23 protein-coding genes, 1 tRNA gene and 1 pseudogene are annotated in these 25,741 nt (G+C 61.4%); 10 read left to right on the forward strand and 15 right to left on the reverse strand.

The genetic code is table 11. From position 1 onward, the window contains the following. Positions 1-781 precede the first annotated feature (781 nt). The 4 genes from AB3X96_RS11395 to doeA form a co-directional block, all read right to left on the reverse strand. On the reverse strand, positions 782-1,345 hold the full coding sequence (locus AB3X96_RS11395; RefSeq protein WP_368589787.1) for a paar repeat-containing protein: 564 nt from the start codon (positions 1,343-1,345) through the stop codon (positions 782-784). Continuing rightward, entirely contained in the window at positions 1,338-1,787 is a 450-nt protein-coding gene (locus AB3X96_RS11400; RefSeq protein ID WP_368589788.1) for a hypothetical protein, read from the reverse strand. The genes AB3X96_RS11395 and AB3X96_RS11400 overlap by 8 nt, the downstream gene beginning before the upstream one ends. Before the next feature lie 222 nt (positions 1,788-2,009). Continuing rightward, positions 2,010-3,101, reverse strand: coding sequence for an alcohol dehydrogenase family protein (locus AB3X96_RS11405; RefSeq protein ID WP_368589789.1), 1,092 nt, complete (start codon positions 3,099-3,101; stop codon positions 2,010-2,012). Between the two features lie 65 nt (positions 3,102-3,166). Next, a complete protein-coding gene (gene doeA, locus AB3X96_RS11410) occupies positions 3,167-4,387 on the reverse strand; it encodes an ectoine hydrolase DoeA (protein ID WP_368589790.1) in 1,221 nt (406 codons plus the stop codon). A gap of 331 nt (positions 4,388-4,718) precedes the next feature. Between doeA and ehuA the strand changes: the two genes are divergently transcribed. The 5 genes from ehuA to eutA all read left to right on the forward strand — a co-directional run bounded on the left by ehuA (position 4,719) and on the right by eutA (position 8,731). Next, positions 4,719-5,621, forward strand: a complete 903-nt coding sequence (gene ehuA, locus AB3X96_RS11415; RefSeq protein WP_368589791.1) for an ectoine/hydroxyectoine ABC transporter ATP-binding protein EhuA — start codon at positions 4,719-4,721, stop codon at positions 5,619-5,621. Positions 5,622-5,704: 83 nt separating this feature from the next. Continuing rightward, on the forward strand, positions 5,705-6,547 hold the full coding sequence (ehuB, locus tag AB3X96_RS11420; protein ID WP_368589792.1) for an ectoine/hydroxyectoine ABC transporter substrate-binding protein EhuB: 843 nt from the start codon (positions 5,705-5,707) through the stop codon (positions 6,545-6,547). A gap of 74 nt (positions 6,548-6,621) precedes the next feature. After that, positions 6,622-7,281, forward strand: a complete 660-nt coding sequence (ehuC, locus tag AB3X96_RS11425) for an ectoine/hydroxyectoine ABC transporter permease subunit EhuC (protein WP_368583082.1) — start codon at positions 6,622-6,624, stop codon at positions 7,279-7,281. A gap of 4 nt (positions 7,282-7,285) precedes the next feature. Beyond that, positions 7,286-7,945, forward strand: coding sequence for an ectoine/hydroxyectoine ABC transporter permease subunit EhuD (gene ehuD, locus AB3X96_RS11430; protein WP_368589793.1), 660 nt, complete (start codon positions 7,286-7,288; stop codon positions 7,943-7,945). 3 nt (positions 7,946-7,948) lie between these two features. Further along, complete coding sequence (eutA, locus tag AB3X96_RS11435) at positions 7,949-8,731, forward strand: ectoine utilization protein EutA (protein WP_368589794.1); 783 nt, start codon at positions 7,949-7,951, stop codon at positions 8,729-8,731. An 18-nt stretch (positions 8,732-8,749) separates the two neighbouring features. On the opposite strand, the gene AB3X96_RS11440 is transcribed toward eutA, so the two are convergent. Further along, entirely contained in the window at positions 8,750-9,853 is a 1,104-nt protein-coding gene (locus tag AB3X96_RS11440) for a poly(3-hydroxybutyrate) depolymerase (RefSeq protein ID WP_368589795.1), read from the reverse strand. A 267-nt stretch (positions 9,854-10,120) separates the two neighbouring features. On the opposite strand from AB3X96_RS11440, the gene AB3X96_RS11445 reads away from it, so the two are divergent. Further along, on the forward strand, positions 10,121-11,476 hold the full coding sequence (locus AB3X96_RS11445) for an MFS transporter (RefSeq protein WP_176121037.1): 1,356 nt from the start codon (positions 10,121-10,123) through the stop codon (positions 11,474-11,476). Between the two features lie 62 nt (positions 11,477-11,538). On the opposite strand, the gene AB3X96_RS11450 is transcribed toward AB3X96_RS11445, so the two are convergent. Beyond that, complete coding sequence (locus tag AB3X96_RS11450) at positions 11,539-11,928, reverse strand: hypothetical protein (protein WP_368589796.1); 390 nt, start codon at positions 11,926-11,928, stop codon at positions 11,539-11,541. A gap of 273 nt (positions 11,929-12,201) precedes the next feature. Next, positions 12,202-13,980, reverse strand: a complete 1,779-nt coding sequence (locus AB3X96_RS11455) for an arabinofuranosidase catalytic domain-containing protein (RefSeq protein WP_368589797.1) — start codon at positions 13,978-13,980, stop codon at positions 12,202-12,204. A gap of 22 nt (positions 13,981-14,002) precedes the next feature. Here AB3X96_RS11455 and AB3X96_RS11460 point away from each other — a divergent pair, with 22 nt between their 5' ends. After that, positions 14,003-14,254, forward strand: a complete 252-nt coding sequence (locus AB3X96_RS11460) for a hypothetical protein (protein ID WP_368589798.1) — start codon at positions 14,003-14,005, stop codon at positions 14,252-14,254. A 373-nt stretch (positions 14,255-14,627) separates the two neighbouring features. On the opposite strand, the gene AB3X96_RS11465 is transcribed toward AB3X96_RS11460, so the two are convergent. From AB3X96_RS11465 to coxB, 5 genes are all read right to left on the reverse strand, one after another. Further along, complete coding sequence (locus AB3X96_RS11465; RefSeq protein ID WP_368589799.1) at positions 14,628-15,326, reverse strand: hypothetical protein; 699 nt, start codon at positions 15,324-15,326, stop codon at positions 14,628-14,630. A 20-nt stretch (positions 15,327-15,346) separates the two neighbouring features. After that, on the reverse strand, positions 15,347-16,117 hold the full coding sequence (locus AB3X96_RS11470) for a tetratricopeptide repeat protein (RefSeq protein ID WP_368589800.1): 771 nt from the start codon (positions 16,115-16,117) through the stop codon (positions 15,347-15,349). Between the two features lie 192 nt (positions 16,118-16,309). After that, positions 16,310-16,645: a hypothetical protein gene (locus tag AB3X96_RS11475; RefSeq protein WP_368589801.1), complete on the reverse strand. Its 336-nt coding sequence runs from the start codon at positions 16,643-16,645 to the stop codon at positions 16,310-16,312. Next, positions 16,642-19,179 (reverse strand): cytochrome c oxidase subunit I, encoded by a 2,538-nt coding sequence (ctaD, locus tag AB3X96_RS11480; RefSeq protein WP_368589802.1) that lies wholly within the window; start codon positions 19,177-19,179, stop codon positions 16,642-16,644. Before ctaD ends, AB3X96_RS11475 begins: the two co-directional genes overlap by 4 nt. Next, positions 19,176-19,862 carry a cytochrome c oxidase subunit II gene (coxB, locus tag AB3X96_RS11485; protein ID WP_368589803.1) on the reverse strand — a complete coding sequence of 229 codons (687 nt, stop codon included), beginning with the start codon at positions 19,860-19,862 and terminating at the stop codon, positions 19,176-19,178. Before coxB ends, ctaD begins: the two co-directional genes overlap by 4 nt. A 51-nt stretch (positions 19,863-19,913) precedes the next feature. On the opposite strand from coxB, the gene AB3X96_RS11490 reads away from it, so the two are divergent. After that, positions 19,914-20,426, forward strand: a complete 513-nt coding sequence (locus AB3X96_RS11490; RefSeq protein WP_176366318.1) for a DUF2231 domain-containing protein — start codon at positions 19,914-19,916, stop codon at positions 20,424-20,426. Here the strand turns inward: AB3X96_RS11490 and AB3X96_RS11495 are convergent. The 3 genes from AB3X96_RS11495 to yfcF all read right to left on the reverse strand — a co-directional run bounded on the left by AB3X96_RS11495 (position 20,390) and on the right by yfcF (position 22,848). After that, positions 20,390-20,902 carry a CopD family protein gene (locus AB3X96_RS11495; RefSeq protein ID WP_368589804.1) on the reverse strand — a complete coding sequence of 171 codons (513 nt, stop codon included), beginning with the start codon at positions 20,900-20,902 and terminating at the stop codon, positions 20,390-20,392. The genes AB3X96_RS11490 and AB3X96_RS11495 overlap by 37 nt on opposite strands. Further along, on the reverse strand, positions 20,899-21,624 hold the full coding sequence (locus AB3X96_RS11500; protein ID WP_368589805.1) for a cytochrome c oxidase assembly protein: 726 nt from the start codon (positions 21,622-21,624) through the stop codon (positions 20,899-20,901). The genes AB3X96_RS11495 and AB3X96_RS11500 overlap by 4 nt, the downstream gene beginning before the upstream one ends. Before the next feature lie 591 nt (positions 21,625-22,215). Beyond that, positions 22,216-22,848, reverse strand: coding sequence for a glutathione transferase (gene yfcF / locus AB3X96_RS11505; protein ID WP_368589806.1), 633 nt, complete (start codon positions 22,846-22,848; stop codon positions 22,216-22,218). A gap of 533 nt (positions 22,849-23,381) precedes the next feature. Here yfcF and AB3X96_RS11510 point away from each other — a divergent pair. Both AB3X96_RS11510 and AB3X96_RS11515 read left to right on the forward strand, forming a co-directional pair. Further along, positions 23,382-23,466 (forward strand) — tRNA-Leu (locus AB3X96_RS11510). Between the two features lie 173 nt (positions 23,467-23,639). Further along, positions 23,640-24,853, forward strand: a pseudogene (locus AB3X96_RS11515) (tyrosine-type recombinase/integrase). The last annotated feature ends 888 nt before the right edge of the window (positions 24,854-25,741 follow it).

Consider the following 25,741-nt stretch of genomic DNA (forward strand, 5'->3'; position numbering starts at 1 on the left):
TAAGTCTGCGTTCTGATTTAATAGCGGCATGATAGATGAATCGAAATCGACTGAGCCCGTACCATCTAGTGCGAAAGCAGTAAGCGGGAGACACGACAAGAGCGGAAGCAGTCTTTTCATTTCATAGCCCAGAAAATTTGACCCGGCGAGAGCCGACAGCGTTGTGACGATGCATTGGCACGCTCCTCCTCGGATGGCGGCGGCTTCGCGCCGCCTTGTCACTGACGGCTATAGGTACATGGACCCGCATCAAAACCGCTGGAAATCGTGCTTGCACGGCAAGATGCTGCTTCGTAGCGACCGCTTCTCTGATTGAAGCGAAACTGGGTTGTGTAACAAGTTATCGCCGTACAAGCCGTCTCTGCGATGTCTCGCATTCCCCCATGCTCTACTCGCAAGACCTGAAAAACATCAGAGCTTCCTTCATGCAAGATGCGCCCGTTTGAAACAAGCCAGTGCTGGAATTGATGGGCACCATAGAAAGGTGCGAAATATGGGTCCAAGGTGGGCCGCACGAATCGGATTTCCCGCCCCTTAAGGCTGATTGGGACGGCCTTCCATACCAGCCTTGTGCTCGGTTCCTTCGGGATCTCGCCAGCTTGTGCATAGCCAGTTAGATCCTGCGCTTGCTCTTCACGTCTCATCAATGTGCTTGCGAACGCATGAGTGACGTGAGCCCATCCGCTCGTTGAGTCTTCAGTTCGATTCTCGAACAAAATGTCTGAGGCAAATGCATGACCAGTCGTAAGGCCTGCGAGTAGTAGCACGATAGCAGTACTCTTCATTTTGGTGACCCACCGCCCGCAATGAACCAAGCCTTCAGAATCGCAAAGTCATGAACCTGAAAGGACACCCATTCATGAGGCTTTAGTTTCTCAATGGCAGGCTTAATGTCTCCGGCTATCACCAAGTCAATTACATTGTGGACGCGAACGTCTTCAACCGCGATAAGGTCCTGAGTGTGCGGCGAAAAATCGTCGAGACCCATCGCCTTTTTGCCATGTTCGGTCCACGCGGCTCTGTTAATCTGGTACAGAACGGCAGCGGTAGTGTGTCCATCTATACCCGGCCCCGGGTGAGTTGATTCGTCCGTAAAGGTCCACGTCGTATTTCCCGGATACCACCCGTACTTCGCGTGATAGTCGCCGCCTTCAGATTTCCCAATCATATAGAGGAACGCCTTGACGTGGGCATCCTTGAAATATTCCTCGTTCTCTTCGAGGCGCGTCTTCTGCCGTGACGCAACGCGAACCTGTTTCGCGGCGCTGTCGGCGGTACTCGTCGTCGTTCTTCGCGCGGCATGGTTGAGATGCTTGCCCGAAGGGGAGATTACGGTCTTAGGCATGTTTCGCGCCGTTGCAATAAATATTGATTTCTTCAGCCGAACTGGTCATGGAAAGACGGTGCGTATAGCCGCTCGCGTCGGTCATTCCATGTTCTATATCGCCGCTTGCCCGTTCGACGGCATATTCAATGTTGACTAAAGGCTTACCCGTGTGAGTGTCGAGAAGTTGGAATTGCTCGTTGTAGTTGATACGCCTGGTGACCGGGGTACGTCCGCGACAATCACACGCCCATGCGTAACCTAGCGCTTTAGCCATGTCATAACCGGTTGATAGCGAACGCAGCCGATCAAAAGGAAAGAACTGTCCGGTTTCTGCATTCATAGCCTGTGCCGACGGCATCGGCGGGAAGTTGGCGTAGATCGAATAGGTAATGCGACAAAGGTCACAGACCTCCTCGTCCGGCATCGTCTTTCCAGTGCCATCCTGATTCCGTTTCTCCATTGGATTCCTCATGAATTTCCAGGCGATGTCGGATACTTACCCATCGAAACGAACCACGTCAACAGCTTTAAATCGAGATAAGACCGTCTTGAAAAACATTGACGACGACTGCTACGCGCGAAAAAGAAAGCCCGCCATGAGGGGCGGGCTCGGAGGGTGACAGTGTGCGGCTAGGGCGGGGAAGGGCCGTAATACATCGGCCAGTTTTAATCGCAATGAGAGTTAATGCGAAGCTTCGTCGCCGTAATGCCGATCCGGAATTACAACGATATTCCCCACGAAGCGCTTTTCCATAAACCGCGTCTGCGCCTCATGAAACTTCGACAGCGGATAAGTCGCCGCGAGAACCGGCCGAATCGTACCGCTCTGAATATAGTCGAGCACGCGTTTGAACGCGCCGCGCGTGCCCTGCGACGATCCATTCAACTGCAACTGCTTCAGATACATCGTGCGCAAGTCGAGTTGCACGACCGGCCCAGCGATCGCGCCCGCGGTCGTGTATCGCCCCTCTGGCCGCAGCACGTTCAACAGCTTGCCGAACAGCGCCCCGCCAACCAGATCGGCAACCACGTCGACGGGCCGGCCGCCGGTCATCCGTTCGACGTCCGCGATGAAATCGCCGCTGTCGCGCAGCATCACGCCTTGCGCGCCGAGCGCGAGCACCGCTTCTTCCTTGCCCTTGCTGACCACCGCATACGGAATTGCGCCGCGCGCGCGGCACAGCTGAATAATGGCCGAGCCGACGCCGCCGGACGCACCGGTAATCAGCACCGCTTCGCCGCGCTTGACGGCTGCGCGCTCGATCATCTGCTCGCCGGTGTGATAAGCGCACCAGAACGTCGCGAGCTCGGCGTCGGAATAGCTGGAGTCGACGCAATGCGCGTTTTCCGCGGGCACGGCCGTGTATTCGGCGTAGCCGCCGTCGCGGCCGTGGCCGATGTAGTCGATATCGGCGAGGCTGTCGTCGTCGCGGTTGTAGATCGACGCGTCGACGATCACGCGCTCGCCGATACGCGCATCGCTGACGCCGCGACCCACCGCGACCACGCGGCCGACGATATCCGCGCCCTGAATGCGCGGAAACGTCAGCGTCGAGCGGCCGCGTCGCCACGTCGAAACCGCTTGCGGGTCGTCGTCGGTGCCGTAGGCGCCCTCGCGGACCCACACGTCGGTATTGTTGAGACCGCATGCGGTCACATCGATCAGTACTTCGCCGGCCGCACAGGACGGCACCGGCACGTCGCCGCGATAGACCAGTTTGTCGAGGCCGCCGTGCCCGCTCAGCACGACGGCCTTCATCGTTTTCGGAAGCATGTTTCCCCTCGTGTTGAGACGGGCATCGTGCTCCGCGAGTCGATGCGGGCACGACGCCCGTGCGCTTACGGTTTGACGAACAGCTTGCGTGGCGTGCGGCAGAAGGTCTCCACACCGGTCCTGGTGATCAGGATGCTCTCGGTGATTTCGAGGCCCCAGTCGTCGAGCCACAGGCCCGGCATGAAGTGGAACGTCATGCCGGGTTCGAGGACGGTCTTGTCCCCGGGACGCAGGCTCATCGTGCGCTCGCCCCAGTCCGGCGGATAGCTCGCGCCGATCGGATAGCCGCAACGGCTGTTCTTCTCGATGCCGTATTTATGCAGCACCGCGAAAAACGCATTGGCGATGTCCTCGCAGGTATTGCCCGGTTTCGCCGCGGCAAGTCCGGCCTCGATTCCTTCGACCACCGCGCGCTCGCCCTCGATGAAATGCTTCGGCGGCTTCCCCAGATACACGGTGCGCGACTGCGGGCAGTGATAGCGCTTGAAGCAGCCGGCGATTTCGAAGAACGTGCCGGCGTCCTTCGCGAACGGCGTGTCGTCCCAGGTCAGATGCGGCGCGGCCGCGTCGGCGCCGGTCGGCAGCAGCGGCACGATCGCCGGATAGTCGCCGCCATGACCGTCGATGCCGGTAATGCCTGCCGAGTAGATCTCCGCGACGAGGTCATTCTTGCGCATGCCCGGCTCGATTCGCTCGAGGATATGCGCGTGCATCTTCTCGACGATGCGCGCGGCCACGCGCATGTACTCGATCTCGCGTAGAGATTTGACCGCGCGTTGCCAATTGACGAGGCCGGTCGCGTCCTGCCATTTCGCGTCCGGCAGATGCGCAACGAGCGAGCGGTAGGCGGCGGCGCTGAAATAGTAGTTGTCCATTTCGACGCCGATCTTCGCGTTGGCCCAGCCGCGCGCCGCGATCACCTCGCGCGCGAGATAGTCCATCGGATGCCGCGCGGTGGATTGCACGTAGTGGTCAGGATAGCCGACGATCTGATCGTGCTGCATGAAGACGGTGCGCTTTGCACCATTCGCGTCCTGACCGCGGCCGAACCAGACCGGCTCGCCATCGAGCGCGAGCAGCACGCACTGATGCACGTAAAACGACCAGCCGTCGTAGCCGGTGAGCCAGGCCATATTGGTCGGGTCCGACACGATCAATAGCTCGATGCCGGCCGCCAGCATGGCCTTGCGCGTCTTGGCAAGACGCGCGGCATATTCGTCGCGTTCGAACGGCAGGCGCACGACGGGCACCTCAATTCGCGATTTCTGTTGCGTCGTATCTGACATCTTCCCCTCTCTCTGAGCGTGACGTCGTTGCGGGACGTGGCGCGCGGTGCACGTGAATGCGGCGCCACGGGTATTTCTCGCCGCAGTCTAATGCCGCGAAAAAACGCCTCCGAATGTGCTAGTTCAATGTCGGTGACGTTATCAACGCATGCTGCGGTCTTGTTACGGTGCACCCTTCGCCCGCCTTTGGCCGCGCGGAAAAAAGAATTGTTCTAGAGCAATCCGGTTTGCAAATATGGCTGCGTATTCTGGTCCGCATCACTGGCGTTTCCGGCGCCGCAGCCGCATTCCACTGACTCAAGTCACGTACGACGAACGGGATCGAATCGATATGAACACTGCGCGAGTTACCGATCTATTGAGCGCTTCAGGCATCGCCCCGGCAAGTCTTTCCTCCGAGCGCACGGCCACGCCCGCAAGCACTCAGGCGCGCCGCGACCAAAGCCCCGCGAATAAGCCATTGATCCGACTCGACCGGATCACGAAACGATATGGCGCGCTGACCGTGCTCGACGAACTATCGCTCGACGTGATGCCCGGCGAGAAGCTGGCGCTGATCGGTCCGTCGGGATCGGGCAAGACGACGATCCTGCGCATCCTGATGACGCTCGAGACGATCGATGGCGGCCATATCGAGGTGGACGGCGAACAACTGTTTCATATGCCGCGCGGCGGCCAGATGGTGCCCGCGAACGAAAGGCATCTGCAGAAGATGCGCGAGAAGATCGGCATGGTGTTTCAGCACTTCAATCTGTTTCCGCACAAGAGCGTGCTCGACAACGTCACGCTCGCCCCAATGCTGACGAAGGGCGAGAGCCGTGAGTCGGCGGAGAAACGCGCGCTAGAGCTGCTCGACATGGTCGGCATGGCCGACAAGGCGAAAAGCCGTCCCGCGCAACTGTCGGGCGGCCAGAAGCAGCGCGTGGCGATCGCGCGGGCGCTCGCGCTCGCGCCGCGAATCATGCTGTTCGACGAAGTGACGTCCGCGCTCGACCCCGAACTCGTCGAGGAAGTCCTGAACGTGATGCAGCGGCTCGCGCGCGAAACCGATATGACGATGCTGCTCGTCACGCACGAAATGGGCTTCGCGCACGATTTCGCCGACCGCGTGCTGTTCTTCGATCGCGGCAGGATCGTCGAGGAAGGCAAGCCCGAGGACATCTTCACTCATCCCGCGCATGAGCGGACCCAGACCTTCCTGCGCAAGATCCTCGCCGCGGGGCATCGAATCTGAGCCGAGCCGCAACAGATTGTTTTTCCCATGCTGCACATCACCCACTACTACGTCATACCACTACGCCAAAGGAGCCAGAGATCATGAAGCTGAAGGGGATTCTGATTGCGGGAGGGTTGTCTCTGCTGACGCTCGCGAGCCTCGCATATGCCGCCGACGACAAGCTCACGCAGCTGCGCCAGCAAGGTTTCGCGCGCATCGCGATCGCGAACGAGCCGCCGTTCACCGCAGTCGGCGCAGACGGCAAAGTGACGGGCGCGGCCCCCGATGTCGCGCGCGCGGGGTTCAAGAAGCTGGGCGTCAACGACGTCGTCGCGTCGGTCTCCGAGTATGGCGCGATGATTCCGGGCCTCGCGGCCGGGCGGCATGACGCGATTGCGGCGGGGCTGTTCATGACGCCGCAGCGTTGCGCGGCTGTCGCCTATTCGCAGCCGGTGCTGTGCGCGGTTGAAGCGTTCGCGGTCAAGAAAGGCAATACGAAGAGCATCAAGACCTACGGGGAAATCGCGAAAGATCCGAAAGCAGTGATCGGTGTGGAAGGCGGCACGACCGAGCAGAAGCTCGCGACCGCCGCGAATATTCCGACCGATCGCGTGATCATCGTGCCGGACGGGCAAAGCGGTCTGAAGATGCTGCAGGACGGCCGCATCGACGTATTCGCGTTGCCGCTTCTTTCGATCACCGATCTGCTTTCAAAGGCGAAAGACCCGAACCTCGATTCGATCGCGCCGGTGCAGAACACGCCGGTGCAATGCGACGGCGTCGCGTTCCGCAAGCAGGACACCGCGCTGCGCGATGCGTTCGATGTCGAGCTGAAGAAGATGAAGGATTCCGGCGAGTTCGCGAAGATCGTCGAGCCCTATGGCTTCTCGGCGAAGGCGGCGATGTCCGCGAACCGCGAACAACTGTGCGCGGCGAAGAACTGAGGTCGCGATAGCACGCCATGCGCGCGGCACGGTCGCGCGCATGGCCCCCGATACATTGCGCGCGAGGTGCGTCGATGAACCACTGGTCCGGTTATTTGCAGCTGATTTTGCAGGGGGCGCGGACAACCGTCGAACTGACGCTGATGGGCGCGGTACTCGCGCTCGTAATGGCGTTCGTCGCGGGGCTCGGGCGTCTGTCGCGCTTCTTCGTGGTGCGCGCGTTGGCCACGTCGTATATCGAGTTCTTTCGCGGCACGTCGATATTCGTGCAGCTGTTCTGGGCGTACTTCGTGTTGCCGATGGCCGGCCTCACGCTGACGCCGCTGCAGGCCGGCGTGCTCGCGCTTGGGCTTAACGTCGGCGCGTACGGCGCCGAAGTGGTGCGCGGCGCGGTCGCCGCGATCGGCCACGAGCAGCGCAGCGCCTGCATTGCGTTGAATCTTTCCCGCTATCAGCGCATGCGGCACGTGATCCTGCCACAGGCCTTGCCGCTGATGCTGCCCACCTTCGGCAACAACGCGATCGAGCTGCTGAAGGGCACGGCCGTCGTGTCGCTGATTTCGCTCGGCGACATGACCTTCCAGGCGCAAGTGGTGCGCTCGCAAACCGGCAATACGTTGATCCCGTTCGCGACGATTCTCGCGCTGTACTTCGGCATGGCCTGTCTGATCTCGTTCGGTATGCGCAAGCTGGAAAGCCGGATGAGTTTCGGTCTCGACCGCATCAGGAGATAGACGTATGGAATGGGACTGGAGCTTCGTGCGCGAGATTCTGCCGCTGCTGCTGCAAGGTTTGGAGATCACCGTGCTGGCTACCTTGCTGGGCGCTGTAGTGGCAGCCGTGGTCGGTATGGTGATAGCCATCTTGCGGCTCGCACCGAATCGCGTGGTGTCGCGCAGCACATCGGCGATTGCGAGCTTTATTCGCGGCACGCCGCTGCTGGTGCAGCTGTATTTCGTGTTCTACGTGCTGCCCGACATCGGCATCCGGATGCCGGCGCTCGCGGCCGGTGTGCTCGCAATCGGCGTGCATTATGCGACTTATGCGGCCGAGGTTTATCGCGCCGGCATCGAAAGCATTCCGCGCGGGCAATGGGAAGCCGCGAAGGCCTGCAATCTGAGCCCCGCGCAAACCTGGCAGCACGTAATCTTGCCCGAAGCGGTGCCGCCGATGGTGCCGGCGCTCGCCAATTACCTGATCTCGATGTTCAAGGAAACGCCGTTGCTGTCGGCGATCACGGTCCTCGAATTGATGAATCAGGCGAAGATCATCGCGAATACGGATTACCGCTATCTGGAGCCGATGACGCTGGTCGGCGTGCTGTTCCTGATCATCAGCCTGATCGCGGTGGCCTGTGTGCGCCTCCTTGAAAAGCGGTTTCCGGCTCCGGGGCATTGAACGATGGAAATAACTATTCGGCAGTTCGAGCGCGCGCCACATCTGCTCGAACGCGCTTTCGAAAAACGTATCGGCCTCGTGATTCTCGCGACCGATCACACCACCGAGCCGGATTTCGCGGCACTCATTGCGAGCGAGCGGATCGGCATCTACGTGAATCGCGTGCCGTATGCGAACCCGGTCACGCCCGACAATCTGCGCGCGATGCAACCGTCACTGACCGCGGCCGCGGCGCTGATCCTGCCCGACGAAACGCTCGACATGGTGATGTATTCGTGCACGTCGGCGTCCGTGATGATCGGTGATGCGCAGATCGAGCGCGCAATTCATGCAGCGAAGCCATCGGCCAGAGTGGTCACTCCAACGACTGCCGCGGTCACTGCGCTCGACACGCTCGGCGCGCGGCGTATCAGCGTGCTGACGCCGTACACCGCCGAAACGAGTGGGCCAATGGCGGAGTACTTTGCCGCACAAGGCTTCGCGATCGATAGCTTCTCTTGCGTCGGTCTGACCGACGACCGGGAGATGGCACGGATTTCGCACGACGATATCGTCGCCTTTGCGCGCGAAGCGACGGCGCGAGACTCCGACGCGCTGTTTATCTCGTGCACCGCCGTGCGAGCCGCGCGGATCATCGCGCGAATCGAAGAGGCTACGGCCAAGCCGGTGGTCAGCAGCAATCTCGCGACCGCATGGATGTGTTTGCGGCTGTGCGGCGAGAACGACGCGAGGCCGGAGCAGGGGCGTTTGATGACGCTGCCGTTGCTGATGCGCCGATACGAATGACGTCGGGCTTTCAGCCACTCAGTGGCTTGCGCCCGACGTTAACCGTTCGATCATGTTGCGGATCGCGCGCATCTGAACGCCTTGCTGATCGGCGAAATGTCGGCCGGTATATCCCCACCAGTCCCAGCATCCGTTCGGGTTGGTTATTGGAATCGATACCGCCTGCGGATATAGCACGACGATCCGGTTGTTGTCCGCCCACTGCGTATAGCCGGCGTGCCGGACGAACGTGGTTCCATAGGAGAGCCCGGTCGGTGAGCCGAGCGGGACATACGCCTGCCCCTGCCGGCAGCCGTGCAGCGCAACGTGCAGCCGGCACGGTGCTCCGGCATTGCATGTGCTCGGTACATACAGCCATCCGGTGGCGTCCATGCCCGTCCTGCGCAAAAAGCTCGCTGGCTGGCTGGCCGGTAGATAACGGCTCTGATCGAAGCGGATGAAGCGTCCCGGTGGCGTTGCCGCGGCAGGCGGCGCGAGCGGAGCAGGTCCGTAGATCCAGCCCAGTATCTGCTTCGCGCCATCGACATCGCACTTGCCGATGAAAGGCGATTCGCTTTTTGCGCAGGCCACGCCATAGTCGATGGTGGGCATCGTGTGGCCCGCAGCGGCAATGCCGATTTGAGTCATGTTCTGTGCCGGCACGCCGAGTGCCGCATAGAACGCCTGCAACTGGGCGACGATGGGCGCAGGCACGGTCGCATCTTTCGCACCCGATATCGTGACGATTCGTTGGCCCATGATGCTGGCGACATCGTCGATCAGGCGACTGGCCGAAAACGTCCTGGCCATCGAGACGAGCCGTGGCACATTGGTGCTGTCAGGCGAGACCCGGCAGGCGCTCGCCGGTCGGATGGTGCATGAGCACCGGGTGGTGGCGATCAGAAGGCTGTTTCGCGAGCAATAGTACGGACCGGCCGCAACGACGCCCACGCCCTTGATGATCGACGAGTACGCGACCGCCAGTTGCACCGCCATGAACCCTCCCGCCGAGAGGCCGGAGACGGAGGTCTGCGAGATATCGATGTTGAGCGCCGGCAATGGCGGATAGCTGGCAGCGTCGGCGTAACACCCTGCCGATGGCATCGACAAAGCGGTGATACATATGCAGAGCGCTGCTTTCACCGGTTGGCCTCGCACTCGAATGCTTATCGGTAGAACGAACGACGGCTTGAAATTTTAAAGCGTGCATTGCACCCGAATCGTGTTGTTTTTCCCGATCGCGCACGACGCATCGCCGACGCACGCGTACGGATTACCGCATCCAGTGCGGGCTTTATGGAAAACCCCGATGCCTGCATCGTCCTAGAACATCGTTGCGGAAGCGTGCCGCCGGTATCTTGGATTCGGGCGACGTTGCCTGTGTCGCATAGAGACATCCCAGGAGGAGACATGCATTACGCACATTCATGGACCGCGCAGAGCGCGCAACCGCAGGCGCAAGCGCGCAGCTTGCTGCGACGCGCGATCGCCGCATCGGCGCTCGGCAATGCAACCGAGTGGTTCGACTACGGTATCTACGCCTATGGCCTCAGTTACATTTCGGCCGCGTTGTTCCCCGGCAGCACGTCGCAGGCTACGTTATTCGCACTCGCGACGTTCGCCATTTCGTTTCTCGTGCGTCCGTTAGGCGGCCTGTTCTGGGGGCCGCTCGGCGATCGCCTCGGCCGCAAGCACGTGCTCGCTTTGACGATCATCCTGATGTCGGTCGCAACGCTGCTGGTCGGACTCGTGCCGACTTACGCAAGCATTGGCTGGTGGGCGCCGACGATCCTCGTCGTGCTGCGAATGATCCAGGGCTTTTCGACGGGTGGCGAATATGGCGGCGCGGCGACTTTCATGGCCGAATACGCGCCCGACAAGAAGCGCGGCTTTTGCGGCAGCTTCCTCGAATTCGCGACGCTGTCGGGCTTCTCGCTCGGCGCGTTTCTGATGCTCGGCTGCTCGGTCGCGCTCGGCAACACGGCGATGCATGCATGGGGATGGCGTTTGCCGTTTCTGATTGCGGCGCCGCTCGGCCTGATCGGCTTCTATCTGCGCTCCAAGCTCGAAGACACGCCGGTCTTTCGCGAGCTCGAAGAAACGATGCACAAGGAGCAGCATAGCTGCGTCACGCTGAAGGCATTGCTGAGCGACTATTGGCGACCCCTGATCCAGCTCGGCGGACTCGTGGTTGCTTTGAATGTCGTCAACTACGTGCTGCTCGCCTATATGCCGACCTTCATGCAGAAGCAGCTTGGCATGAGCGACAACATGTCCCTGCTCGTGCCGCTGATCGGCATGCTCGCGATGATGGTGTTCCTGCCGTTTGCGGGCACGTTCTCGGATCGCGTCGGACGCAAGAACGTGTGGTGGTTTTCGCTGGTCGGCCTGTTCGTCGCGGCGATTCCGATGTTCCTGCTGATGAAGCTCAGCGTGACCGGTGCGTTCATCGGCTTTGCGGTGCTCGGGCTGTTGTACGTGCCGCAATTGGCCAGCATCTCGGCGATGTTCCCCGCGATGTTCCCGACCCAGGTCCGTTACGCGGGGATGGCGATTGCGTATAACGTGTCGACGTCGATTTTCGGCGGCACGGCGCCGATGGCGAACGAATGGCTGGTCGCGCATACGGGCAATGCGCTGGTGCCCGCTTACTACATGATGGCGGCGTGCGTCGTTGGTGCGATTGCGCTGGTCTTCGTGCCTGAAACGCGCGGGTGTTCGTTGCGCGGGCAAGGCATTCCGGGGAAGCAGGAAGTGGTTGGTTGAGGTGACATGGCGTGGCCGATCGCATATCGATGCGGTTCGGCCGCGCGTGTTCGATTGAGTGTTTATTTCAGCTGGCTTTCCGCGAGCCTCGACTTCAGCAGTTCATATTTCTCCCGCGACGTATCCGCGAACGCCGCCTCACGACTCGAACGCGTATCGTCGAATGGAATCGGTTCGGCAAACTGGCTGACGGTCAGATCCCATCTCTTGCCGTCGATCAGGTTGTAGAAGTGCGTGCCGCCGGAGGTACGCGTCGTCAGAATCTCGCCACCGAAGCAGTCCTGCACGATCAGAGACGTCACGCTGCAATGATTCTGCGCCGGATTCGTCGACAACCACGCGTGGGTCGGGCTCGACGTATCGCCGGCCCACACACGTGCAAGGGCGCGGTAAAGATCGATGGGCGTCGCAAAGGCCTTCGATACGGCTGGCGTCTGTGCTTCCTGCGTCATGGCGGCAATCCTTCGTTCGATGAGCGGATAAGGTCGTGGAAAACAAAAAGCCCCGCCGTTGCCGGCGGGGCTTTCTGGCGCGTGCCGCTGCGAATGATGTCTAGCGGCGTATACGTATGCGTATGCGAGTCCCCACAGGCAGTCCCACGCGGGTATGCGCATGATGATGCTTTGCGATCGAGTGGGTCGTGAGGGCTTGCATAGTGAGCGAGTGTGCCTTCGATCGCGCGACGCGTCAACGAATCATCGATAACTGCGTCGCGCTGATCGTGATTACGACTTCGTGCCGCTCAGAATCGCGAGGCTCGGGCAGTAATGTGTCGCGCTCAAATACGCGGCCTGCTGCGAACGCACGCCTGCACTGTTCGACGTCGGCGGATCGATGAACACCTGCGCGTTGTTCGATCCCGCCGGTGCGGTCAGCGTCATCGTCACTTTCCACCAGTTGTCGGCTTTCACCGCGCTCAGCGCCGTCGCTTGTCCCGCGCCCCACGTGCCGCGCACGATCGCGCCGGTGTTCGTGTTCAGCACCCAGCCGAACTCGGTGCCGCTCGGGTCGTCGGTCTGGATCGAGCCGCCGGGGAATACCGTTGCGTTGGTGGTGGCGAGCACATAGTCGGTGAACGTGTACGACTGGCCGCCCTGTACCCGGATCACTTCGTGGATGTTCGACACGGACGAACCATTCGTGCTCGTGACCGTCGCGGCGCCACGATTGACGCCGGAGATGTCGGTGGCGGGCACGGCGGTGCCGCCGTTCGACTGGAACCACGCATCCGGCGTCGCGAGACTGAGCGGCGAATTGATCAGGTTGTTCGCGTAGCAGGCCGACGCGGCCGCGTCGGCCGGCGGTCCGTAGAAGCTTGCGATGCTCGACTGGATCGCGTTGTCGGTCGTATCGGACGTCGCCTTGGTGATCATCGCGCCTTCGAAGAACTGGATCGGCGCGGCGCTGCCGTCGCCGCCTTCGCCGAGCGACAGACCGCCTTGCCATTGGCCGTTGAATGCGTGACCGGCATCGTTGCCGAAGATCAGCGCTTCAGGCGGCGCCTGATCGTACAGCGCTGTCAACACGCTTTGCGAAGCGGAACCGCCTTTGACCGCGAATAGATTCAACGCGTTGACCGGCGAGTACTTCGACAGCACCGTGACGAACTTCTCTTCCGCCGGCTGCTGCGGGCCGTACAGATAGACGCCGGCTTCGGCATCCACACCCGGCCAGTTTGTATCGAGTGCATTGCACACCGGGTCCTTCACGTTCGACGGCTGAATCGAGTCGCCGTCGCAATAGCCGAATACGGCCGCGTTGCCGTTCGAGAACGCGAGCGCGAACATTTCGCCTTCGATTTCGCCGTGCGCATAGGTGCTCGGATTCGCGCTGCTTTCCATGTTGCCGTAGGTGCCGCAGCAGGTCGACGATTGGCTGTAGTGCGCGCCAGCGACCATGTACTCGGCGATTTCGCTATCGCCGATCGACTGGTTCACCGTGCCGAAGCGTTTGCGGTAGGCCTGCCCGGCGAGCGTGCCGAGAGCCGCAATCTGGACACCGTTCGTCGTGACGAACCCGAGCTTGGCCGGTGTGCCGGGCAGCGCTGGCAAGTCGTTGCCGATCGTCAGTTGCTGCGTCGGCGTCTGTGCGGTCAACGCGGTCGGCGGCTGAAGCAGTTGCACGGTCAGGGTGCCGGAGGTGCCGGGCAGCGTGATCGTCGCGAAGCCGTTGAGCACCGGTACCGTGGTCGTTTTGCTGCCGTTCTGGACGCTTAGCGATTCGGTGCCGTCCTGGTTCAGCGTGAGCGTCGCGGGTACATTACCGAACGCGCCGTTCTTCAGCGGCGCGACCAGATCGATCTGGTCGTAGATGTAGGTAACCGAACAGGTCGTGTTGTCGCAGAAGGATTGCGCGCTCTGCACATTCGCCGAGCCGACCAGCGAGCGGTCGCCGCCCTTCAGCGTGCTGTTGGTGTACGGATAGACGTCGAGCGTCGTGTTGTCGGACGCGCGTTGAATCTGGAACAGCGGGCCCGTGTAGTTCTTCGTCAGAAGCCGGGTCACGCTGTGCGCGGCGGAGCAGGGCGTGTTGGCGGTCGCGGCGGCGTCGCAGGGCAGCGGCGGAGTGGTCGAGTTGTTGTTCGCCGATGCGTTCGAATTCGATTGCGATGCGTTGCTGGATACCGCGGCGTTCGAGGTGGCCGCGTTCGCCACCGGCGATGTCGATACGCCGCTATTGTCGCCATTACACGCGGCGAGTCCGACGACCATCGCCAGCCAGACCGCCACTAATCTTATTCTTCTGGACATCATGACCTCCTCCTGTTTGAACCGCTGATCGATTGGAAATACTTATTGTTGGCTGCTCCGCAAGACGGCCGCTGGGGCTGGCGGCTAACGCCGGCCGGTAATAATATTAGTCAACAATATCGATCTTCCGGCATGGGGTAATCCCGTATCCGAGCCTTTAGAGAATGAAAGAATCAAGCTGCATGCGGGTAAGCATTCCGCATACATGCGGAGCTTTACGGAATTATTACTAATATTTTGGCCGGTGCGACACACGCGACATGCTGCCGCGATGACGTGATTGCGAGCGCCGTGGCGAATCAGCGCGACGTCGTGAAGCGAGGGGAATCGAAATGAAAGTGACGCGCGGCGAATCAGAGCTTCAACCGCGCATGGCTTGCGCCGATGTACTTCAACGCAATTCAACCACCGGACAGAATCGTGTCCTCGATTTCATAGCGTTCGTTGCCGACCGAAATCAGGTTGATGCCGGCATGTTTGCGCGTCAGCGTGTCGCCGGGCGTCGGCTGATCGTTCGCGGACGCAGCCGTGCCCATCACACGGCCGTTGACGGCGAAGAAAATCGCTCGCGTCGTGCCGTCCGGCCAATACACCACGACCGTTGCCGATCGATCGCTGTGATGCAGGACGCCGAACTTGCACATCGTTCTGATCTGTCCGTTGCCGCGCTCGCATGGCAGTGTGCCGCTCGCGCTGATCGGCGATTCCTTCACGGGCGCGTGACCATTCTGCGAACTGGTCTGAGCGCCTTCCGTCGAAATGGAAATCAGCGTCACGCCATCCGCTTCGCCGACCACGCGCGCGCGCCGCTGGTGCTCGACGATCGCGCGCACGGCGGCGCTGTCGCGCGGACCTGGGCAACCGACCAGCATCGCCATATGGTCCAGATAGTTCGCGGTCGCAGCCGACTCGCCGAGCCGCCGGCAGACATCGCCCGGGTGCGGATAGCCATTGCCGAGCACGACGAACGAGGCGGGCCATTTGAACGGCTTCTCCGTGCCGGCGGCCTGCGCGGAAGTCGAGGCGCCGCCGCTACCGAAAGCCATCGCCGCCATCGCGGCATACAGCGCCAAAGCGAAAGACCGGGTTGCGCGTCGCATCGATGTTCTCCTCGGCATGCTCAGGTTCGAGCCGCACCGGACGCCAACGCGGCCTGCGCCCGCTGCAGCCACTCGCGATTGTGTTCGCGCGCGTGACGCGGCCAATGTTTGGCGTCCTGCACGATTTCGGCGTAGAGGGCACCGGCGCGGCGGCGGTCCGCGTCTTCCGGTTGCGCGGCGAGCCAGTCGGCGAACAGGCAGCGCGCCGCGACGTCGGTTGCGCAGGTCAGCGAGTGTTCGAATGCGGCGCGCGCGCCGGGCGCGTTCAGCGCGGCCAGCGTGCGCGCATACAGCAGCGCCGGTTCGCCCTGATTGCGCGCGTGCGGATTGACCGAGAACAGATTTGCCAACGTCGTATCGGCGGCCGTGTAGTTGCCGAGGCCGAACTGCGAGCGCGCAAGACCTAGCAGTAGCGCGGGATCGTTCGCAAAGGGACCATTCGCCGCGGCCTGGAAATGTTCGAGTGCTTCACGCGGATTGCCGGCCGCGAGCAAGGCCTCGCCGAGCCGCATCCGATGCTGTACGGTCGGCGCGCGCTCGAAAGCGGCGCGCGCTTCACGCAGCGCGCGATTCGGATCGACGAATTGCGTGATCGCCTGCGTGGCCACTCGCGCGCCGCGCGTATGGCGCAGACCCGGCAGATAGATCGCGAAGAAGTACACGACGCTGCCGAGGAGCGGAAAGGCAAACAGAATGAACAGCCAGTAGATGCCCTGGTTATTGCGCATCGCGTGGATGGCGAAAAAGATCGCAATGAAAACGTGAAGACCAATTCCAAAGAAGTAGGGCATATCGATTCAACCTTCGAGCATGAGGAAAAGCGACGAAACCGTAGTGCTCGGAATGGTAGCGGATGCGCGGCACCTTCAGTTCGCCGAGCGTCAACGAGTCCCAGCTCTTGCCGCCAAACAGTAGCACGAGCGGGCTGCGTCGGTGCTTGTCCATGCCGGGGTGCGGCGGCCGCCCTCGCGCTCAGTGCACGTTCAGACGCAGGTGGTGAGCAGCAGCGCGGGCCCGAACGTGATCACGGTCGCGACCAGCGCCGCCATCAGGGTCCAGACGACGACGGTATGCACGAACGAGCTGATACGTTCGGGCCCAGGGTCGCGGGTCGCGGCGCGATAGCGCCATAGCCAGCCGATTGCGACCAAATGCAGCAGCAGAATGATCGCGAGACTCGCGCGCAGCGGGCCGGCCGGCCACGCGAACGCGCAGCCAATTGCATGCAGCGCATACAGGATCACGAACGCGAGACACCAGATCGTGAAGCCGACGGCGAGCCACCACAACCGAAGCGGCGAAAGCGGACGCGCGCTCATGGTCTCGCTCCCAGCATGGCGACGAGGCTCGGCAACGCGAGCACGAGTCCGAGCGCGATGACGCCCGTCGCCAGCGTGTAATCGACCCACAAGCGCGTAAGGCGCAGATCGGTCAGGCGTCGCGCGGAAACGAAGCCCGCGCCGACACGCAGCACGTTGCTGATCAGGAACAGCAGCCCGACGCCCGCGTGAACCGCGATATACGTGAGCAGCGCCGCCGCCGTCGCGCCGAGCGCATGCTCGCGCGGATTCGGTGTCACGCCGTCGATCAGCATCACACAGGCGACCAGCACGACGATCAGCGCGATCGCGCAGAGCCCGATCGTACCGTGCGGTTTGCGCTCGGCGGCGGCCGCGCGCAACGAGCCACGCGTGGCGGCTGCGGCCACCGCGAGCGCGACGACCGCGACGAGCGCGAGCAGACGGTTCGGATGCGGCGCGACCGCAGCCGGCCAGTTCGGCGCGGCGATCCACAGATAGAACGTGCCGAAGACCAGCGACGTGAACAGCGTGCCGTCCGCGACCAGCGCGCAGATCATCGAAAGCCATGACGGCGCACCGGCCACCTCGGTATGCGGCGGCACGCTGACGCCGCGGCCGACCGGCAGTGCGCCGTAATCGCGCGCGTGCCCCGCGCTCTGGCCCGCGTAGATGAAGAGACCAAACGTCACGAACGCGAATGCGACCGACAGCAGATAGAACTTGAACAGCATCGCGAGCACCGCCGCGGCCGTCACGAGTGCAGTGACGAGCGGCAGATACGTCGAGTTCGGCAGCACGATCAGCTGTTCGGCCTCGCCCGAAGTCATATGCACGCCTAGTGCCTCCTGCCAGCCGTTGCGCGTGAAGCCGAGGTAGCCGTCGCCGCGTGCGAGCGAGGTCGCCAGCTGGCCCGGGGACACCTTTTCGGTTTCGGCGTCGATGTGCGGGATCGACGCGAATGCGTACGGCGCGGGCGGAATCGGCATTGCCCATTCGAGCGTGGTCGATTGCCACGGGTTGCGCCGCACCCGTTGGCCGAAACGCAGTTGCACGATGATGTCGATCACGACGAGCGCGAAGCCGATCGTCATCACGAAGCTGCCCACCGATGACAGCAGATTGAGCCCGTTCCAGCCTTCGTCGCCGCTATACGTGAAGACGCGTCGCGGCATGCCGAGCAGGCCGGTCAGGTGCATCATGAAGAACGTCATGTTGAAGCCGATGAACACGAGCCAGAACGCCGGCACGGACAGCTTATGCACGGCGGTGCGCCCGGTCAGCAGCGGCAGCCAGTAATAGAATGCGGCGAGCATCGGAAACGCCAGCGCGCCGGCCACCACGTAGTGCATGTGCGCGACGACGAAGTAGGTGTCGTGCGCTTGCCAGTCGAACGGCACGATCGCGAGCATCACGCCTGTGAGCCCGCCGCACGTGAACACGAAGAAGAAGCCGAAGATGTACAGCATCGGCACATCCCAGCGCGGGCGGCCGTGCGACAGCGTGGCGAGCCACGCGAAGAACTGAATTGCGGTGGGCACCGCGACGATCGCCGAGCCCGCCGAGAAGAACGCGAGCGCCAGATGCGGAATGCCCACCGTGAACATATGGTGCACCCAGATGCCGAAGCTCAGGAACGCGAGCGCGATGATCGCGACGACGATCGCGCGATAGCCGATCAGGCGGCGTCGCGCGAACACGGGAATCATCGTCGACAGCACGCCGGCCATCGGCAGGAAGATGATGTAGACGTCCGGGTGGCCGAATAGCCAGAACAGATGCTGCCATAGCAGCGGATCGCCGCCGCGCGTCGGATCGAAGAACGGCAGGTTGAACGCGCGCTCCACCTCGAGCAGGATCGAGCCGAGGATCAGCGGCGGAAACGCGACGATCATCATCATCGCGGTGACGAGGATGTACCACGCGAAGATCGGCATCCGATCGAGCGACATGCCCGGCGCCCGCATCTTCAGGATCGAAACGACGATTTCCATCGCGAGCGACAATGCCGAAATCTCGACGAACGTGATGCCGAGCAGCCACACGTCGGCGTTCAACCCGGGCGTGTATACGTTGGAGCTGAGCGGCGTGTACATGAACCAGCCGCCGTCGGGCGCGCTGCGCAGAATCAGCGCCACGGTCAGGATCGTGCCGCCGAACAGATAGCACCAGTAGCCGTAAGCCGTCAGGCGCGGAAACGCGAAGTCGCGCGTGCCGAGAATCTTCGGCGTCAGATAGACCGCGAAGCTTTCGACCATCGGGATCGCGAACAGGAACAGCATCATCGATCCATGCATCGTGAAGACCTGGTTATAGGTCTCGACATCCATGAAGGCCGCATGCGGTGTCGCGAGTTGCACGCGCGTAAGCATGCCGAGAATCCCGGCGATCGCGAAGAACACGAACGACGTGATCATCATGCGCATGCCGAGAACCGTATGATTGACCGCGGCGAGCTTCTGCACGCCCGGCCCGGTGGCCCAGATCGCGGCAAGCTGGCGATGCAGCCGCAGCGCGGTGATGCCCTGTGATGGCGGCTCGACGGGCACACTCATTTCTTCACCTCCCCGTTGGCGGCGGCGTTTTTGACAGCAGCCGGAAAATCTTCCGGACGATCGACGATCACGGTGAAGTGCATCCCCGCGTGACCGATACCGCAAAACTCGTTGCATTGTCCGGCGTACCGGCCGGGCTCGTCGGCCTCGATGCGCAGCAGGTTGTGGTGGCCCGGCACGGCGTCGATCTTGCCCGCGAAGCGCGGAATCCAGAACGCGTGCACGACGTCCATGCTGGTCACGACGATGTCGACCGGCGTGCGCGCGGGCAGATGGAGCACGCTGTCGGTTTCGACGTTGCCCAGTTCCGGGTAGCGGAAGGTCCAGCGCCATTGCTGCGCGATCGCCTCGATGCGCGCGGGCGCGGGCGCGCGCAACGGCAACAGCAACTCGCCCGCGTATAGCGCATAGCAGATCAACGGGATCAGGATCACCGCGGGCAGCACGAGACCGCCGAGCGCGATCCAGCGCGCGGGTGACACATGCGAGCCCCAGCCGGGCCGGAACACCGTCAGCAGAAACAGTACGAGCACCATCGCGAACAGGATCGCGGCGCCGGCCAGCATCACCCACCATAGCCCGGCGATCGATGCGGCGGCGGGGCCCGACGGCTCGAGCGTCGACAGCGGCCCGCTGCAGCCGGACAACGCGGCGAGCGATCCGGCTTGGACCGTCAGACGCAAGCAGCTATGATGGTTTGCAGCACCAGGCATTCGATGCGAGGGCACACCACCATGGCAAACAAACGTAATGCTGGAAACGAGACGCGAAGCGAAGTGATGCTCGAGCTGTTGCGGCTCGACAAGGGCTCGGCGGTGGCGCTCGTCGGTCATCCGATTCACGTGATGATGGTGCATTTCCCTATCGCGTTCGTCGTCGCGACGTTGGGCGTCGACGTGATCTACTGGTGGACGGGCGACCCGTTCTGGGTTCGCGCCGGCTTGTGGGCCGCCGGCTTCGCGTTCTGGAGCGGCGTGGCCGCGAGCGTGGTCGGTACCGCCGAGTTGCTGCTGGTGCGCGGCATCCGCCTGAAGGAAGCGAGCTGGTCGCATGCGGTCGCCGCGATGACGCTCGTCGCGCTCGCGGGAGCGAACTGGGGTGTGCGTCTTTACTACCCCGATGAGATCCTGCCGCATGGGCTCGTGCTGTCGGTGCTCAGCTCGGTGATGACGGGCTTCGCCGGCTGGCATGGGGGCAAGCTCGTGTTCGATCATGGCGTGGGGATTCTCGTTTCGCCAAAGGAGTGATGCAGCCATCGGCCAAGTCCGCCGGGCTCGAACAAATGCGGGGCCAGCAGGTTCGAGTCGATGTGGGGCTTGGCCAGCACGATCCAGATGATCGCGACGATCACAACCAGATAAGCGATGGTCAGCGCGATCGCCGAAGCCCGGCTGAAGCGGCCGCCGGGCAGATACAGATCGTGCAGTACGAGGCCGGCCAGCACGTGCAGCATCGCCATGATGCCGACGAATACCATCTTCGCGGTGAACCATTCGACGAAGGTGGCCTGCAGAAAAATCAGCGCGGTGCCGCTCGCAATCGCGATGAAAGCGGCGGGCGAAGTCAGTTCCACGAACACGAGACGCGTGATGCGGTGCAGCCGGTCGAGCTCGCTGCCGGCCGCGAGCCCGCGACGCTGCAAGAACAGATACGGCAGCACGAGCAAACCACCCGACCAGATTGCGATCGCGGCCAGATGAACGAACTTCAGAAGGGTCGTCACAGCGCGGGCTCTCTGACGCGCAGGCTTGACCAGACGAGCGAAAGTCCTGCCGCGAGATAAGGGATCATCGCCAGTACCCACATCAACAGTCCGGCGAGTTGCTGGTCGGCGAGCGGCGTGAGTCCCCACGCGGCGGTGGTCGCGAAGTGCGCGACGTAGAGCGGCACCGGCGCGAACACGATCAACGCACCGAGCAAACCCATATGGCCGATCGTCGCGACCAGCGCCATCAGCGCGGGGCCGGTCGGCAGCGACGGCGAGAAGATGCTGCGCCACATGAGCCATGCACTGCCAAGCAAAGTGATCTGCATCAGCCAGTAGCCGGGTACGCTCGACAGTCCCCACGCATAGGGCCCCGGTGCATGCCACAGCCAGATGATCACGGCATGCGCTGCGACCACGGGTACAAGCGGTGGATGCACGAGGCGCGGCAACGGAAACGCAAGGGCGAGCAGTGGAGCTACTGCAGCGATCAACATGACGTGATGAGTGACGCGCGCGGAGAACAATGCCGAGGACAACGCGCAAAGCGGCGACACGAACACGAGGGCCATCAGCGCGACGGCGCCCCATCCCGCCCGTGCATTCGCCGAGCGGCCGCTCGCCACGACCCATGCGAGCGCCGCGAGCGCGACCAGCAATGGCGGATCGGTATTCCAGCGCAACCACAAGCTCTCGGGGACAGCCGCGGGACCACAGTAGGCGACAGGAAAATATGGCATGGCGCGATGTCTTCAACGAGTCCAGGTGCTTCTTTAGTACACGCAAGCAAAAGCGTGACAGATAACACCTTTGAAATGTCGGGACGGCTCACGATCCAACTGATCGCTTGTGTACTCTAGCGCAAATAAGCTGTTTAGGGACGGCTATCTGACTCGTGTAAGTTTTGCGTGACAGAATGTTTTCAATTTGTCGCTCGCACTTTTTTTTGCCAGCGGGATAAACGTTGATGTATTGGCGGCGATAAGATTGCAATGGTGCGGCGCAATACTTCAGGCGCGGCCTGCCCAGCATACTATGATGAAATCATGTGACGGAGGCCCGCCATGTTTCATGATCCCATTCGAATTCCCGCAATCATCGAATTGTCATTGCTTGCGATCGTGCTGATCGTTGTCAGCATCCTGCGCGTGAGGCAGCAAAGGGAGAGGGCGCGAAATCGGGCAATGGCGGAGAAGCGACGGTCTGATAAAACGCGAATGTAATATTCGCTTTTACTGCATCTTTTAATGCTTCTCTATTCAGATATGTTGCTGGTCTTTGCCACTTCTATTGACGGTTTTTCGGCGTGGCATGCAGCCACGCCGATCGAGTTATAGCGCTGGACGCTCCAGTTGGACCCACTGCTGCACGCTAGCGCGCTGCCATTGTTGTGTGGCGTAGTCCTTGAGCTTGTGCGGAACGGGATCCCCATTCAGCACGAGGCGATTGAGCATCAATGCGAGGTCCATATCGGCGATGCACCACTCGCCGAACAGATTTGGGGAATTGGCTGGAAGCAATGCATCGGCGGCGGCGAAGAGTTTTCGAGCCGCTTCCTGTGCGTGCGACGAAAGCGGGCCGCCGCGCGATCCGTAGAAGATGACTTCGGTGGAACGCTCTTCGCGAATCGGCAGCAGATCGCTGCGCAGCCAGGCTTGCACCTGGCGCGCTCGTGCGCGCAGACGCCGATCTTGCGGATAGACCGGAGTGTCCGGGAAAGTCTCGTCGAGGTACTCGGTGATCGCCGAGGACTCCGATAGCGCAAAGTCTTCGTGTATCAGCGTCGGCACGCGCTGCGTCATTGAAAGGGCAGCGTAGTCGGCGGCGAGATTTGCTTTGCTTGCGAGATCGATGGTCGAAAGGTCGAACGGCAAGCGCTTCTCGCGCAGCGTCACGAAGACGGACATCGCGTAGGGGCTCGCGAATTGGGTGTCGGTGTAAAGGTGGAGGCGGTCTTGTGGCATACGGGCTCCGTTTTGTTAGTCAACGATGTCGAGATGGGAATACTAACCGCCCGTTGCATGCCGTGCGGCCTTTCACCAGTGCGGATTGGCCATCTCGCAGGCCAGCAGGCAGCCTAACGCCGACACGGTGCCGACTGCGCCGAGACCAAAGCCTACAGCAAGATTTTCCGCCGTCGTTGCGCAACCCTGCAGCATGGATAGCGACGTCAGCAGCGACGCGAGAAGAAGACGATGCCGAAGTCGCAAAGAATGTGTGGGTCGTGGTGACATGGTGTGTCCGCAGTGGAGCGCGCTCTTTCAGCGCATCAGCGTGCGAGCATAGCGGCCGACCATTTGCCGCATTCCCCGGAGTAGCGGCCCACAAACGTCAAACCTTACTAGCTGTTGCGAGACGACGGGCAGCGCTTGAGTCGGTCGCCGGGGAGAGTTACTGCGTGGGACCACATCGTTTCTTCCCCCGGCATCTCAGCCGCCGAACAAAATCACGCGAGGGGTTTCAAAAAAAAATTTAGCTGATACAATGGCGCCCCTCTGCCCAGGTGGCGAAATTGGTAGACGCACTATCTTGAGGGGGTAGCGCCGAAAGGCGTGTGGGTTCAAATCCCGCCCTGGGCACCAAAGTATATTCCGGCAAGTTCCGGAGAAATACGGAAACCCGCGACAGCACAAGGCTTCGCGGGTTTTTTTGTTTCCTGCATTGTGCGGTGAAGTGCTGGGACAGCCAGCACAATTGGTGGTATTTTTGGTGGTATCGGCTGAATTTCTGCTGTGGTACTGCAGGAGATACCACCATGCCGCTCACCGACACACAGGTGCGGACCGCACGTTACAACCCAGAGGGCGCCGGCAATCGGTTGTCCGATGGTGGCCGCATGTACCTCCAGCAGGACAAGTCTGGCGCCAAATGCTGGCGTATGAATTACCGGTTCGCGAGCAAGGACAAAACACTCGCTCTCGGCGTTTATCCGGATGTGTCATTGGCTGCGGCACGGAAGAAGCGCGACGAGGTCCGTGCGAGACTAGCTGCGGGCATGGACCCAAGTGCGGTAAAAAGGCTGATAAGCGTGCAGCCCGACTCGCAGCAGGCAATACGTTTGAAGCGATTGCATTGGCATGGATGCAAGAACGTAAATCCTACGTAGAACCTCGCCAGCATGAGAACACGCTCGCGCGTTTGAAGAACGATGCGTTCCCGTGGCTCGGCAAACGTCCCATTTCCGAGATTGATGCCCCAGAGATTCTTGAGACTCTGAAACGCGTCGATAGCCGCGGCGCGCGCTATACCGCCCATCGCTTGCGCGGAGCAATTAGCCGAGTCTTTCGATATGCGATCAAAGAGAACTTCTGCAAGTCGGACCCAGCCCGCGATCTTGTTGGGGCTATTCCACCCGCGCAAACAACCCACTTCGCGTCGATCATTGAACCGGACAAAGTAGGTGAAATGCTGCGCGCGTTCGACGGCTTTAGCGGCACATTTCCGGTTTTCTGCGCGCTCAGACTTGCTCCGATGCTGTTCGTCCGGCCTGGCGAGCTTCGTAAGGCAGAATGGAGCCACATAAATCTGGACCGCGCCGAATGGCGCTATGCGGTGACGAAAACTGATACGGCTCATCTTGTACCGCTCGCTGCGCAGGCCGTCGCTATCTTGCGGGAACTCAAGGCGTTGACCGGCAATGGTTTATACGTGTTCCCGGGCGCGCGCGATCGCAAGCGTCCAATGAGTGAAGTCACGATCAACGCGGCGCTGCGCCGCTTGGGGTACGACACACGCACGGAAATCACGGGCCACGGCTTTCGCGCCATGGCACGAACGATCCTGCATGAAGAGCTTGAACATAAACCAGAGGTGATCGAGCATCAGCTCGCGCATGCGGTGCCTGATAACTTGGGCTCTGCCTACAATCGCACGAAATTCATTAGAGAACGTCGGACGATGATGCAGGAGTGGGCCGATTATCTTGAACGGCTGAAGACGGGCGCAATTGCGGCGGGTACGCGCACATAGCGAGTCATCCGTATCATGTGCCGGTGGCGCGATATTCCGAAGGCGTTCGGACGACGGCATACCGTGTATATGCGTTGTTCCAAGTAACGTTGCTAAGGGTGTGCGGGAACCGCGTGATTCGCGCCGGGGCCGATGAAACCGAAATCAAGCATGTTTTGATCGATTCGGCCATTGTGCGCGTACAGCGGAACATCGGCTGACGCTTCTTCAGCCGATCGTACGTACCGAGTCCGGATTCAATCCCGATGCGATCGGCGTGGTGCATGGTGTCGGCTGCGCGCTCCATGCGTTCTGCTACTAGCCGCTTTGCATGGCGTTCGCAGTTCCCGTGAAGTGCTATTCAGACGGGCTATAGAGTTAGCTGGATATCCGCTGGCGGACTGACGACGATTTGGATTACTCGGCTAGGGACGGAACTGTGTTCTGGCCAAACTGCGCGCTGACTGGAGCATTGGGCGGGCCGCTTGGTGGTCTGACTAATCTGAGTTTCCCGCAACACCACATCTCTAATGGCGCCCAAAACCGGCGATAGCCTATCCTGCTGTAAGGACTTTCGCTGTATGTCAACTACGGTTTATGGGCCGTGGATGATCGTCTTCGTTTGTGTTTTGATGCACACGGGGTACTCAATCTATTTGCGCTTTCCGCTCCCCGGTTACGCAGGGTTGCTGCGCGTGTGACACGTTTTCCTGCGCCGCACGTTGGCACCGCTCGTATTCGATGCTCATTTTATTTGCGCAGATTGCTGTTCACCGACTTCACGGACGCGCGTGGGATTTGCGCGAAGGAGTAGACCTCTGCGCACGACGTTTGCCCGGTACGGTGTACGACCTGATTTTTAATATCCGCGTGATTTGCGATTCCTTTGCCGTGAGGCTGTAGATGCTG

The organism is Paraburkholderia sp. BR13439 (genome assembly GCF_040948805.1).
In the GTDB taxonomy this organism is placed as follows: domain Bacteria; phylum Pseudomonadota; class Gammaproteobacteria; order Burkholderiales; family Burkholderiaceae; genus Paraburkholderia; species Paraburkholderia youngii.